Source organism: Streptomyces sp. NPDC086549 (assembly GCF_044746205.1).
In the GTDB taxonomy this organism is placed as follows: domain Bacteria; phylum Actinomycetota; class Actinomycetes; order Streptomycetales; family Streptomycetaceae; genus Streptomyces.
This window is the reverse complement of record NZ_JBIVBS010000006.1, coordinates 13,683-27,054: the sequence shown is the minus strand read 5'-3', so window position 1 is coordinate 27,054 and position 13,372 is coordinate 13,683. Positions and strand designations below refer to the sequence as shown.

Here is a 13,372-nt window from a genome sequence, read left to right as displayed (position 1 = left end):
GAGGCCGGGCTGAGTGGGCCGGGCTTCAGGAATGCGACAACTGGCCGGTGCCGCCCCGCCGGCCTATCTGCTTCCGCTCCCGCTGGGCGGCCCGTGCCTGCCGCCGGGCCGCGCGCCGCTCGCGCCGCAGCGACCGGGCCGTGCTGCTCGGTTCCGACACCACTCCATCGCGCTGGTTCCACACCTGGCGGGTCACCCAGATGTCGACCACGCCCCACGTGGCGACCACCGTGCTGGCCACACTGCTGATCACCATCGGGAACGCCAGCCAGGACCCGGCCATCGTGCACAGGAACGCCACCATGGCCTGGATCAGCGTCACGGAGACGATCAGTACCGCCCGCACGGCCGACGTACGCACCGGATCGGGCAAGCGGCGCCGCCGCGCGGGCTCCTCGATCCACAACGGTCGGTAATACTGCTGCTGTTGCGCCTCCGCGTCGTCCGCCCCGTGTCCCCGCGACGGAATGTCGCGATCCGGTGCCTCCGCCGCCCGTCGCACCGTCGCACGTGCCCTCACGCCGTCCTCGGGCGCCTCGCGCCGCTCCGCCGTGCCCATCAACGTGTCACTCCCCACCGCCGGCAGACCGCTCGCTCCGATGTCCTGGGACACCGCTCCCCAGTGGCTGCCCGGCTTGCACTGTTTTACGCCCCCGGGTTGCGTGATGAGGCACCTGTGGCCCATTCCGCACCCATTTCCCATGGAGAAGGACGCACGACGTGCCGAGAAGATTCCCAACTGGCGAAGAATTCCGGCCAACCGAACCGGCGTGACCAACAGCGCCCCTCGGGTGGCAGCCGCCGGAATCAGGGTGGCAATCTCCCGCAATGCCCGGACAACTCGCCATGTCCGGCCGCCGGTACGGAAGTTCGGCTTCCGGATACGTCTTCGAGTTGGCCGCGTGACGGTAGTAGGCTCGGGCCGTTTGTTGACGCACATGTGTACCCCCGGCCAGCGGGGGTCGAGCTGGGGGAGGCCATGCGCTTTCGCGGGAAGTCGATCCGCCGGAAGATCGTGGCGCTGCTTCTCGTGCCGCTCGTGTCCCTGACGGCCATCTGGGGCTTCGCAACGGTACTGACGGGGCAGGAAGTCGCCCAGCTGTTCCGCGTCTCGGACATCGTGCAACGCATCGGCTATCCCGCCGAGGACACCGTCCGCGCCCTGCAGCAGGAACGCCGCCAGACCCTCGTCTACCTCGCCGACCCCCGGGCCTCCGACGCGCTCTCCGCGCTGCGCCGTACCAGGACCGCCACCGACGAGGCCATCGCCAAGATCCGGAACAACGCCAAGGACTCCGACGTCCGCGGATCCATGGACGCGGACGACAGCGAGCGCATGACCGCGGTCCTCGACGCCTTCGACACCGTCGACTCCCTGCGCCGCAGCGTCGAGGAGGGCACGGTCACCCGCTTCCAGGCCCTCGACCTCTACAACAAGGTCGTCGACCCCTGCTACGTCCTCCTGGCGAGCCTCGACGGGATCGACGACGTGGAGATGGACAAGCAGGCCCGCGCGCTCGTCAACATCAACCGCGCCCGCGAACTCCTCTCCCGCGAGGACGCGTTGCTCGGCTCCGCCCTGGTGGTGGGCAAGCTCTCCCGCGACGAGACCCGCGACATCTCCGACCTCGTCGCCCAGCGCAACCTGCTCTACGACGTCAGCCTGCCGCTGCTCCCCACCTCGGAAAGCGACCGCTACGCGCGCTTCTGGAAGAACGCCACCACCGCCCCGCTGCGCGTGGCCGAGCAGAGCGTCATCGACAGCGGGGCCGGCACGCCGCACAGCGTCAGTGCCAAGAGCTGGGACGCCGCCGCGGCCAACGTGCTCGACGAACTCCGCACCCTCGACGACCAGGCCGGCGACCGCTTCCAGGACCGCATGCACCCCGTAGCCGTGGGCGTGATCGTCAAGGCCGCCGTCGCCGGTCTGCTCGGTCTGGTCGCCCTCCTGCTCTCCGTGGTCCTGTCCGTGCGCGTCGGCCGCAGCCTCATCCGGGACCTGCGGAAACTGCGCCTCGAAGCGCACGAGGCGTCCGGTGTCCGGCTGCCCAGCGTGATGCGCCGGCTGTCCGCGGGCGAACAGGTCGACGTGGAGACCGAGGTTCCGCGCCTGGAGTACGACAAGAACGAGATCGGCGAGGTCGGCCAGGCTCTCAACACCCTCCAGCGCGCCGCCGTCGAGGCGGCCGTCAAACAGGCCGAACTCCGTGCCGGCGTCGCCGAGGTCTTCGTGAACCTTGCCCGCCGCAGCCAGGTTCTGCTGCACAAGCAGCTCACCCTCCTCGACACGATGGAGCGCAGGACCGAGGACACCGACGAACTCGCCGACCTCTTCCGTCTCGACCACCTCACCACCCGTATGCGCCGGCACGCCGAAGGCCTGGTGATCCTCTCCGGCGCCGCCCCGTCGCGTCAGTGGCGCAAACCCGTGCAGCTGATGGACATCGTCCGCGCAGCCGTCGCCGAGGTCGAGGACTACGAACGCATCGAGGTCCGCAGGCTGCCACGGATCGCCGTCACCGGCCCGGCCGTCGCCGACCTCACCCACCTGGTGGCCGAACTCCTGGAGAACGCAACGGTGTTCTCCCCGCCGCACACCGCCGTACAAGTACTCGGCGAGCGAGTCGCCAACGGCTTCACCCTTGAGATCCACGACCGGGGCCTCGGTATGGCGGCCGAGGCGCTGCTGGACGCCAACCTCCGGCTCGCCGAGACACCCGAGTTCGAACTCTCCGACACCGACCGGCTCGGACTCTTCGTGGTCAGCCGCCTCGCCCAGCGCCAGAACGTCCGCGTCTCGCTGCAGCCGTCTCCCTACGGCGGCACCACGGCGGTCGTCTTCATCCCGGACGCGCTGCTGACCGACGACGTCCCCGACACCAACGGCATCGGCTTCCGCCTCGACCGGGACCGGCCCTCGAAGGAAGCCGAACTGGAGCAGAGCCGCAGCACAGCGCCGGCCCAGCTGCCCGTGCAGCTGCCCGGCCTGTCGCCCTCGCTCCTGGACGGGCCCGTGGAGCTGGAGGCCCCCGTCGACCTGGACGCCCTCGACGACTTCCCGGGCTCCCTCGCGGACGAGGACAGCGAACGCGGCGGACTGTTCCGCCCCCGCCGCTCGATCGCCCGCACGGACGACGACGCTCCGGCCCGGCCGGATGAGCTCCACCAGCAGCCCTCCGGTGCCACGCCCCGCTTCGATGCCGACGGCCGCCCGAGCGCCCCGGTGCCGCTGCCTCGCCGACGGACCCCGAAGCTGGTCAGCTCGCACGGCAGACCCGTCACCGAACAGCGCTCCCGGCGCGGCCGAGACGCCGAGGACGCCCCGACGGGCCCGCGCCGCTCCGATCCGGGCGCGCCGGCACCCCTGCCGTCCCGCCGTCGAGGTGAGACGTCCCCGCGCCCCGGCACCGGCCTCGCCGATCGCGTGGACGAGCGCACGGAGATTCCGACCGCAGGCCACATCGAACCGTCCGAGGCTCCCGCGCTGCCCCGGCGGACCCGGCGCTCCGCGATCCCCTCCGGCGGCGGTCCGGCTGACCTCGCCCCGCCCGACGGCAGCACGCCCCCGGACGCCGGACCCGGCTCCGGACCGCTGCCCAGGCGCGTAAGACAGGCCAGCCTGGCTCCGCAGCTGAGGCAGGACCCCGAACGGCGGACCAGCCGCGCGACGGACCCCGTCGAGCGCGACGCCGACGAGGTACGCAGCCGTATGGCCTCGCTCCAGCGCGGCTGGCAGCGCGGCCGGGAGGAGAACGCCGCGGGCGACGGGGCCCGGAACGGCACGGCACAAGGAACGACAAAGGGGGACGGTCGATGACCGCACCGAAGGCGACCGGCCACACCGCGACGATCAAGGGGGAGCTCAACTGGCTCCTCGACGACCTGGTCGACCGCGTCGCAAGCATCCACAAGGCCGTCGTGCTCTCCGGCGACGGCCTGCCCACAGGGGTGTCCAAGGACCTGACCAGGGAGGACAGCGAACACCTCGCCGCCGTCGCTTCCGGATTCCACAGCCTGGCCAAGGGCGTGGGCCGCCACTTCGAGGCGGGCAGCGTACGGCAGACGGTCGTCGAACTGGAGGACGCCTTCCTGTTCGTGACGGCCGCCGGTGACGGCAGCTGCCTCGCCGTCCTCTCGGACGCGGACTCCGACGTCGGCCAGGTCGCGTACGAGATGACGCTGCTCGTCAAGCGGGTCGGTGTGCATCTGGGCACCGCTCCGCGCACCGATCTGCCCTCGGGCGGGTAGTGGGATGACATGAGCGCAGACGGTCAGGGAAGAAGCCACTGGTTCGACGACGAGGCCGGACCGGTCGTCCGTCCGTACGCCATGACGCGCGGCCGCACCACGAGTGCGGCCCAGCACCGCCTCGACCTGATCGCGGTGGTCGTCACGGAGTCCCACGCGGACGATCCGGAAGCGGACCAGACACTGTCCCCGGAACACGTGGACATCGTCGAACTCTGCCGCAGTGTCCCGCAGTCTGTCGCCGAGCTCGCCGCCGAACTCGATCTGCCCGTCGGAGTCGTGCGGGTCCTCATCGGCGACCTCGTGCACGGGGAACTCGTCCACGTGACGCGTCCCGTGCCGCCGGCCGAGCTGCCGGACGAGAGTATTCTGCGCGACGTGATCAACGGCCTCCGGGCGCTGTGACCGGCGCGGAAGCGGGGTAGTGACGTGACAGGCTGGCAGTTCTGGGTCGACCGAGGCGGCACCTTCACCGACATCGTCGCGCGGCGCCCGGACGGCCGGCTGCTCACGCACAAACTGCTGTCCGACAACCCGGCCCGGTACGCCGATGCGGCCGTGGCCGGAGTGCGCGCGCTGCTCGACGGCTCCGAGGAGCCCGTCGAGGCCGTCCGTATGGGTACGACGGTCGCCACCAACGCTCTGCTGGAGCGCAAGGGCGAGCGCACCCTCCTCGTCATCACCCGCGGCTTCCGTGACGCCCTGCGCATCGCCTACCAGAACCGCCCCAGCATCTTCGCCCGCCGCATCGAACTGCCGGAGCTGCTGTACGAGCGGGTCGTCGAGGCCGACGAGCGCATCGCGGCCGACGGCACCGTCCTGATCCCACCCGACCTGGACGCCCTCGCCGGCCCGCTCCAGGAGGCGTACGACGACGGGATCCGTGCCGTCGCCGTCGTCTGCATGCACAGCCACCTGTACCCCGCCCACGAACGGGCGATCGGGGAGCTGGCCGCCCGCACGGGCTTCCCGCAGATCTCGCTGTCCAGCGAGGTCAGCCCACTGATGAAACTCGTCCCGCGCGGGGACACCGCCGTCGTCGACGCCTACCTCTCGCCCGTGCTGCGCCGCTACGTCCAGCGCGTGGCCGACGAACTCGCGGGCGTCCGCCTGATGTTCATGCAGTCCAACGGCGGGCTCGCCGAAGCCGGTCAGTTCCGCGGCAAGGACGCCATCCTGTCGGGGCCTGCGGGGGGCATCGTCGGCATGGCCCGCATGTCGCAGCTCGCCGGCTTCGACCGTGTCATCGGCTTCGACATGGGGGGCACCTCCACCGACGTCTCGCACTTCGCGGGAGAGTACGAACGCGTCTTCACCACGCAGATCGCCGGCGTCCGGCTGCGCGCTCCCATGCTGGACATCCACACCGTGGCCGCCGGAGGCGGCTCCATCCTGCACTTCGACGGCTCCCGCTACCGGGTGGGGCCCGACTCGGCCGGCGCGGACCCGGGACCCGCCTGCTACCGCGGCGGCGGTCCGCTCGCCGTCACCGACGCCAACGTCATGCTCGGCCGGATCCAGCCCGCCCACTTCCCCAAGGTGTTCGGTCCCGACGGCGACCAGCCCCTGGACGACGCCCTCGTGCGCGACCGCTTCACCGCCCTCGCGCGGGAAATCCGCGAGCGGACCGGGGACGACCGCACCCCGGAGCAGGTCGCCGAGGGCTACTTGCAGATCGCCGTCGCGAACATCGCCAACGCCGTGAAGCGGATCTCCGTCCAGAAGGGCCACGACGTCACCCGCTACGCCCTCACCACCTTCGGCGGTGCGGGCGGTCAGCACGCGTGCATGGTCGCCGACTCCCTCGGTATCCGCACCGTCCTCGTGCCCCCCATGGCCGGTGTCCTCTCCGCGCTCGGCATCGGCCTCGCCGACACCACGGCCATGCGCGAGCAGTCCGTCGAGGCACCCCTTCAGGCCGCTTCGATGCCGGGCGTCCGGAAGACGGCCGACGACCTCGAGGGCGCGGCCCGCGCCGAACTCCTCGCCGAGGACGTCCCCGAGGACCGCATCGCCGTCACCCGCCGTGCCCAGCTCCGCTACGACGGCACGGACACCGCCCTCACCGTCGAGCTCACCGAGCCCGACGCCATGAGGCACGCCTTCGAAGAACGTCATCGCGCCACGTACTCCTTCACGCTCGACCGCCCGATCGTCGTGGAAGCCCTCTCCGTCGAAGCCACCGGCATCACCGCACCCCCTGATCTGTCCGCTCTCGCCACCTACGAGGTCCACACCGCCGCCTCCGGGACCGTCCGGCTCCACACCGGCGGCGCCTGGCGCGACGCACCCCTCCGCCGCCGCGAGGACCTGCCCCCGGGCGAATCCGTCATGGGCCCCGCGATCATCACCGAGGCGGGCGCCACGACCGTCGTCGACGACGGCTGGCGGGCCGCGACCACCGACGACGGGCATCTGGTCATGGAACGCGCGGCGATTACGCAGAGTTCCGATCTCGACACGCAAGCCGACCCTGTTCTGCTTGAGGTCTTCAACAACCTCTTCATGTCCATCGCCGAACAGATGGGCGCCCGGCTGGAGTCCACGGCTCAGTCCGTCAACATCAAGGAGCGCCTGGACTTCTCCTGCGCCCTGTTCGATCCCGACGGAAACCTGGTGGCCAACGCCCCGCACATTCCCGTCCACCTGGGTTCGATGGGCACCAGCGTCAAGGAGGTCATCCGGCGGCGCGGCGACTCGATGCGGCCAGGTGACACATACGCCGTGAACGACCCGTACCACGGCGGCACCCATCTGCCGGACGTCACCGTCATCACGCCCGTGTTCGACACACAGGGTGACCGGATCCTGTTCTACGTCGCCTCCCGCGGCCACCACGCCGAGATCGGCGGCATCGCGCCCGGCTCCATGCCCGCGAACAGCCGCACCATCGAGGAGGAGGGCGTCCTCTTCGACAACTGGCTGCTCGCCGAGAACGGCCGCCTCCGCGAGGCGGAGACCCTCCGCCTGCTCACCGAGGCGCCGTACCCCTCCCGCAACCCGAAGACCAACCTCGCCGACCTGCGGGCCCAGATCGCCGCCAACCGCAAGGGCGTCGAAGAGGTCGCCCGCATGATCGAGGACTTCGGCCTCGACGTCGTCCAGGCCTATATGCGGCACGTCCAGGACAACGCGGAGGAGGCGGTCCGCCGCGTCATCGACGCCCTGGACGACGGCGAGTACGCCTACGAGACCGACTCGGGCGCCGTCATCCGCGTACGCGTGCGCGTGGACCGCGACAACCGCCGCGCGACGATCGACTTCACCGGTACGGCCGCGCAGCTCGGCACCAACTTCAACGCCCCTTTCTCGGTCGTCAACGCGGCTGTCCTGTACGTCTTCCGTACCCTGGTCGCCGACGACATCCCGCTCAACGACGGCTGCCTGCGTCCCCTGGAGATCATCGTGCCGTCCGGCTCGATGCTCGCGCCCGAGCCGCCGGCCGCCGTCGTCGCCGGCAACGTCGAGACCTCGCAGGCCATCACCGGCGCCCTCTATGCGGCGCTCGGCGTCCAGGCCGAGGGATCCGGGACCATGAACAACGTCACCTTCGGCAACGAGCGCCACCAGTACTACGAGACCGTCGCCTCCGGATCCGGCGCGGGAGACGGCTTCGCCGGCGCGAGCGTCGTCCAGACCCATATGACAAACTCCCGGCTCACCGACCCGGAAGTCCTGGAGTGGCGGCTGCCCGTGCGGCTCGACGAGTTCGCGGTCCGGCAGGGGAGTGGCGGTGCCGGGCGGTGGCCCGGCGGAGACGGCTCCGTGCGCCGCATCCGGTTCCACGAGCCGATGACCGTCTCCACCCTGTGCCAGCACCGCAGGGTCCCGCCGTACGGCATGGCGGGCGGCGACCCCGGCGGGCTCGGTGCGAACCGCGTGGAGCGGGCCGACGGCACGGTGACCGAACTCGCCGGAAGCGACTCGGCGGACGTCGGCCCAGGCGACGTACTCGTCATCGAAACCCCTGGTGGCGGGGGCTACGGCCCGCCGTCATCCGATACCCATCAAGCAGGAGAAGAGATCGATGATCTTCGGGCGTTCTGAGCGCGGCAAGCCCCCGGTCGAGCCCGTCACGCTCAAGATCCTGGTGGCCGGCGGCTTCGGCGTGGGCAAGACGACGCTCGTCGGCGCGGTGAGCGAGATCAGGCCGCTGCGCACCGAGGAACTGCTCACCGAGGCCGGGCGCCCGGTCGACGACACCAGTGGCGTGGAGGGCAAGCACACCACCACCGTGGCCATGGACTTCGGCCGCATCACGCTGCGCGAGGACCTGGTGCTGTACCTCTTCGGCACCCCCGGTCAGGAGCGGTTCTGGTTCATGTGGGACGAACTGTCCGAGGGCGCGCTGGGTGCCGTCGTGCTCGCCGACACCCGGCGTCTGGAGGACTGCTTCGCCGCCGTCGACTACTTCGAGCGGCGCTCCATACCCTTCCTCGTCGGCGTCAACTGCTTCGAGGGAGCCGCCCGCTATCCGGCCGACGACGTCCGGCAGGCCCTCGACCTCGACGAGGGTGTGCCTCTGGTGCTGTGCGACGCCCGTGACCGCGAGTCGGTCAAGGAGGTGCTCATCGGGGTCGTCCAGCACGCGATGGCATACGCGGCCGACCGCCGCGAGACGGTCACCACCTGACACCCGCGTAACACGCACGGCCCGTACCCCCGCCGACCGGGGTACGGGCCGCGCTCCTGTGGGCGCGCCCGGCGGCTTCGCTAGCTGTCGCCGTCCTCCAGCCAGCCGAAGCTCTTCTCCACGGCCTTGCGCCAGTTCCGGTACTCGCGGTCGCGCACCGACGCCTCCATGGCGGGCGTCCACTCCGCGTCCTTGCGCCAGTGCGACTTCAGCTCGCCGAGGTCGTTCCACACACCCGTCGCGAGACCGGCCGCGTAGGCGGCGCCCAGGCAGGTCGTCTCGGACACCCTGGGCCGGATCACCGGTACGCCGAGCACATCGGCCTGGTGCTGCATGAGCAGGTTGTTCTTCGTCATGCCGCCGTCGACCTTCAGGGTCGTGATGTGTACTCCGGAGTCCTGGAACATGGCGTCCACGACCTCACGCGTCTGCCAGCTCGTGGCCTCCAGCACCGCGCGTGCGAGGTGGGCCTTGGTCACGTAGCGGGTCAGACCGGTGACGACCCCGCGTGCGTCGGAGCGCCAGTAGGGTGCGAACAGGCCCGAGAAGGCGGGCACGATGTAGGCGCCGCCGTTGTCCTCGACGCTCGCCGCCAGCGACTCGATCTCGTCGGCGGTGCGGATGATGCCGAGCTGATCGCGGAACCACTGGACCAGCGCGCCCGTTATCGCGATGGAGCCCTCCAGGCAGTAGACCGGCGCCTCGCTGCCGATCTTGTAGCCCATGGTCGTCAGCAGTCCGCTCTTGGAGGGCACCGGCCGGTTGCCGGTGTTGAGCAGCAGGAAGCTTCCGGTGCCGTAGGTGTTCTTGGCCGTCCCGACGTCGTAGCAGGCCTGCCCGAACACGGCCGCCTGCTGGTCGCCCAGCGCCGACGCGACGGGAACACCGGCGAGTTGGCCGACGGCGGTGCCGTACACCTCCGCCGAGGACCTGATCTCGGGGAGGACGGCCTCGGGCACGTTCATCGCGGCGAGGATGGACGCGTCCCACTGGAGGGTCTCCAGGTTCATCAGCATGGTGCGGCCGGCGTTCGTCACGTCGGTGACGTGCCGCCCGCCGTCGGTGCCTCCGGTGAGGTTCCAGATCAGCCAGGAGTCGATGGTCCCGAAGGCGATCTCGCCGCGCTCGGCGCGGTCCCTGAGCCCCGGCACGTTGTCCAGCAGCCAGGCGGCCTTGGGGCCGGAGAAGTAGCTGGCCAGCGGCAGCCCGGTCTGTTCACGGAACCGGTCCTGCCCGTCGGCGCCACCGAGTTGGTTGCACAGTGCCGCGGTGCGGGTGTCCTGCCAGACGATCGCGTTGTGCACGGGCTTGCCCGTGGCGCGGTCCCACAGGACCGTCGTCTCCCGCTGGTTGGTGATGCCGAGCGCGCTGAGCTGGTCGGCCCGCAGCCCGGCCTTGGCGAGCGCACCGGCGACCACGGCCTGCACCTTGGACCAGATCTCGGTGGCGTCGTGCTCCACCCAGCCCGGCTTGGGGAAGATCTGGCGGTGCTCGCGCTGGTCGACGGCGACGATCGCGCCGCCGTGGTCGAAGATGATGCAGCGGCTCGAGGTGGTGCCCTGGTCGATTGCGGCAACGTACTTCTCGACGGTGTCCGTCATGGCTACCCCTTGGTCGCTGGGTCAGAAGGCTGCGTTGTAGATGAGGCCCGCGAGCGCTCCGCCGATCAGTGGGCCGACGACCGGGATCCAGGAGTAACCCCAGTCGGACGTCCCCTTGTTGGGGATCGGCAGGAAGGTGTGCACGATGCGCGGGCCGAGGTCGCGTGCCGGGTTGATGGCATAGCCGGTGGGCCCGCCGAGGGAGAGTCCGATGCCGACGACGAGCAACGAGACGATGAGCACGGTGGTGCCGGACTCGCCGAGTCCCTTGGTCAGCCCGAAGGCGAGGACGGGCAGGACGAGCGCGATCGTCGCGATGATCTCCGTGATGAGGTTGGCTATCGGGTTCCGGATCTCCGGGATGGTGGAGAAGATGCCGAGGGTCGGAGTCGGTTCCTCCGGTGAGCCCTCCTTGTTGACGTTCGCCTGGAACTGGGCGAGGTAGACCAGGTACGCCAGTACGGCGCCGAGCATCGCGCCGACGATCTGGCCCAACAGGTACACCCAGACCTTGCCCCACTTGCCGGTGTCCACGGCGATACCGATGGTGACGGCGGGGTTGAGGTGCCCGCCGGAGAGGGGCGCGGCGGTGTACGCGCCCGCCAGCACGCCGAATCCCCAGCCGAAGGCGATCACGACCCACCCCGAGGCGCGTGCCTTGGAGTATCTGAGGGTGACGGCGGCGCAGACCCCGGCACCGAAGAGGATCAGGATGGCGGTGCCGATGGTCTCGCCGACGAATATGTCTCCGTTGCTCATGGCGGCTCCTAGACGCTGGCCCGGGGGATCGGCCCCGGTTGTCCGAGCAGGAACGGTTCCCTTGGCGACTTCAGCCGAAGGCAGAGAGGTCCCGCGCCCCGCCCGGCGGCCGTGACGAGCGTGCCGTCGCGGCCGCATCGCCCATGGGTGAACGGGCCATGGCTCAGGAGAGGCCCGCCGCGCGGGCCTGAATTACGCCGAGAATGTACGGCGATGTCGACCGACACCGGGAAGTGTTCACCGGCACCCTGGGAGCGTCAAGGTCGTGGACGGCAACGGTGACAGCCGTTCGCCCGAGTCCCGTGAATCCCGCGCGAATTGCCGGGGTAACCGAGTGGCCCCGAGCGGCTCGCTCGCCGGGAGCGCGCTCCCGGCGACCGGTCAGCCGAGGGGTTCCACGGCCGCGTATCCCACCTGGGCGGGAGTCGCCCCAGTGCCACGCCGGATCTCGTGCCCGGGCAGCCCCGCCCGCCCGAGGACCCAACTCGCCCCGCGCAGCGACTTCGCGGCCTTCTTCAACGGTGCCAGACACGCGGCGGCCTGCCGGTGGTCGCTCACACTGCCCGGCAGGCACACGACGGTGGCCAGGGACAGTGTCACGGGACGGCCGCCCGCCGACCAGGGCGCGTCCAGTACCGCGGCGACCAGCGGATCGAGCCCGTCCTCGTCCGCGAGCACCAGGAAGTCGTCACCACCGATGTGTCCCACGCGTGTGTTCCCGGAAGCCGCGTGCTGCAGCGCCCGTCCCACCGAGCGGATCAGCTCGTCGCCCGCCGCGAACCCGGCACCGTCGTTGACCTGCTTGAAGTGGTCGATGTCCAGCCAGCTCAACGCGCACGTCCGCCCGCCCGCGATCCACCGGTCCACCTCACCGGTGATCGTGTCTGAACCGGGCAGCCGCGTAAGCGGGTTGAGCCCGGCCGCCTCCTCGACCCGGTTCTCGGCCAGCGCCCGTACGAGATCCGCGAGCCGCACGACCCCCACGCACCGCCCGTGGTGGTCGACGACCGCCACGTCGTCCGAGGTGCGGTCCCGCCCGCCGACCGCCACCACGTCCAGGACCTCCCAGGCGGTGGCGTCGACACCGACCGTACGCGGCGCGTCCCCCAGTTTCGACGCGGGCCGGTCGGCGTACAGGGCATGCCCGTAGCGGCTCGACATCGACAGCAGGAAGCGGGAGCGGTGCACCGACCGGACCGGGACCCCGGCCGGGTCCACGAGCAGCACCCCTGACACATCAGGTGAGCCGGTCAGCAGTGACCGCACCTGGCTTGCCGACGCGGTGACGGGCAGGAGTGCGGCGGGCCGCACGAACTCCCGCACCGACGGCCCCTGTCGCGGAACCGACACGGCACCGGGGACGCGGGGCGGAATGTATACGTCAGCGGCGGGGATCCGGGCCGGCGGTGCGAACAGCTCGCCCTGTGCCAGCTGCGCACCGGCCGACAGCGCGGCCGCGCACTGCAGTTCGGTCTCCACGCCCTCGACCGCGACGAGGGCGCCGAGGTGCTCGCACAGGGTCCGCATCGCCCGTACGGCGGCCGGCCGCGTCAGCAGGCAGGCGTCCAGTTTGACCAGGTCCGGGGCCATGTCGGTGAGCAGCCGCAGGGGTACGTCCCCTTCCCCGATGCCGTCCGCGCTGATCCGGAAGCCCAGGTCGCGGAGCGCGCCGACCGCCTCCAGCAAGGCCCGCTGCGGCACGTGCGTGTACGGCGGGACGATGTCGAGCGTCACCTCCCAGGGCATGCGGCCGGCCGCGCGCACGGCGTCGTGCAGCGGGGCGAGGCCGCCGAGGTCGGCGAGGGTGGCCGCGAACACGTTGACGTGCAACGGCAGCAGCGTCTCCTTGCGTGCCGCCGTTCGGAAGGCCAGCACGGCCAGTCTGCCGTCGAGTTCGGGGTCCCGGCGGGCCTCGGCCAGGATGTCGCCGGTCTCCGGGCGGGCCAGTATCTCCAGTGCTGCGACCCCGCCGGTCGGCAGATTGACCACTGGCTGGAAGGCGAATCGGAGAGTGTCCGTCCAGGAGTGCACGGGAGCATGATGGCGCTGTCGGCGTACGCCCAGTGGCAGTTCATAAGACGTTCACGCACGATTCCGGGCCGATCACACAGCGTATGGAACCCTCCTCCGG

9 protein-coding genes are annotated in these 13,372 nt (G+C 70.8%); 5 read left to right on the top strand and 4 right to left on the bottom strand.

Annotation, left to right across the window (positions count from 1 at the left end; genetic code table 11):
* Window positions 1–25 precede the first annotated feature (25 nt).
* Window positions 26–559, bottom strand: a complete 534-nt coding sequence (locus tag ACIPSA_RS20360) for a hypothetical protein (protein WP_402637710.1) — start codon at window positions 557–559, stop codon at window positions 26–28.
* A gap of 420 nt (window positions 560–979) precedes the next feature.
* On the opposite strand from ACIPSA_RS20360, the gene ACIPSA_RS20355 reads away from it, so the two are divergent.
* The 5 genes from ACIPSA_RS20355 to ACIPSA_RS20335 are packed head-to-tail and all read left to right on the top strand — an operon-like array spanning window position 980 to window position 8,881.
* Entirely contained in the window at window positions 980–3,817 is a 2,838-nt protein-coding gene (locus ACIPSA_RS20355) for a nitrate- and nitrite sensing domain-containing protein (RefSeq protein WP_402636778.1), read from the top strand.
* Window positions 3,814–4,248, top strand: a complete 435-nt coding sequence (locus ACIPSA_RS20350) for a roadblock/LC7 domain-containing protein (protein ID WP_402636775.1) — start codon at window positions 3,814–3,816, stop codon at window positions 4,246–4,248. The genes ACIPSA_RS20355 and ACIPSA_RS20350 overlap by 4 nt, the downstream gene beginning before the upstream one ends.
* Before the next feature lie 9 nt (window positions 4,249–4,257).
* Entirely contained in the window at window positions 4,258–4,653 is a 396-nt protein-coding gene (locus tag ACIPSA_RS20345; RefSeq protein ID WP_402636772.1) for a DUF742 domain-containing protein, read from the top strand.
* Window positions 4,654–4,677: 24 nt separating this feature from the next.
* The gene (locus ACIPSA_RS20340; protein WP_402636769.1) at window positions 4,678–8,295 is read left to right on the top strand and encodes a hydantoinase B/oxoprolinase family protein; all 3,618 of its coding nucleotides are present in this window, start codon (window positions 4,678–4,680) and stop codon (window positions 8,293–8,295) included.
* Window positions 8,276–8,881 (top strand): GTP-binding protein, encoded by a 606-nt coding sequence (locus ACIPSA_RS20335; protein ID WP_402636767.1) that lies wholly within the window; start codon window positions 8,276–8,278, stop codon window positions 8,879–8,881. The genes ACIPSA_RS20340 and ACIPSA_RS20335 overlap by 20 nt, the downstream gene beginning before the upstream one ends.
* Window positions 8,882–8,961: 80 nt before the next feature.
* On the opposite strand, the gene glpK is transcribed toward ACIPSA_RS20335, so the two are convergent.
* From glpK to ACIPSA_RS20320, 3 genes are all read right to left on the bottom strand, one after another.
* Window positions 8,962–10,482, bottom strand: coding sequence for a glycerol kinase GlpK (gene glpK / locus ACIPSA_RS20330; protein ID WP_402636765.1), 1,521 nt, complete (start codon window positions 10,480–10,482; stop codon window positions 8,962–8,964).
* A 21-nt stretch (window positions 10,483–10,503) separates the two neighbouring features.
* Entirely contained in the window at window positions 10,504–11,241 is a 738-nt protein-coding gene (locus ACIPSA_RS20325; protein WP_402636762.1) for an MIP/aquaporin family protein, read from the bottom strand.
* 381 nt (window positions 11,242–11,622) lie between these two features.
* Window positions 11,623–13,272, bottom strand: coding sequence for an EAL domain-containing protein (locus ACIPSA_RS20320; RefSeq protein WP_402636760.1), 1,650 nt, complete (start codon window positions 13,270–13,272; stop codon window positions 11,623–11,625).
* Window positions 13,273–13,372 lie beyond the last annotated feature (100 nt).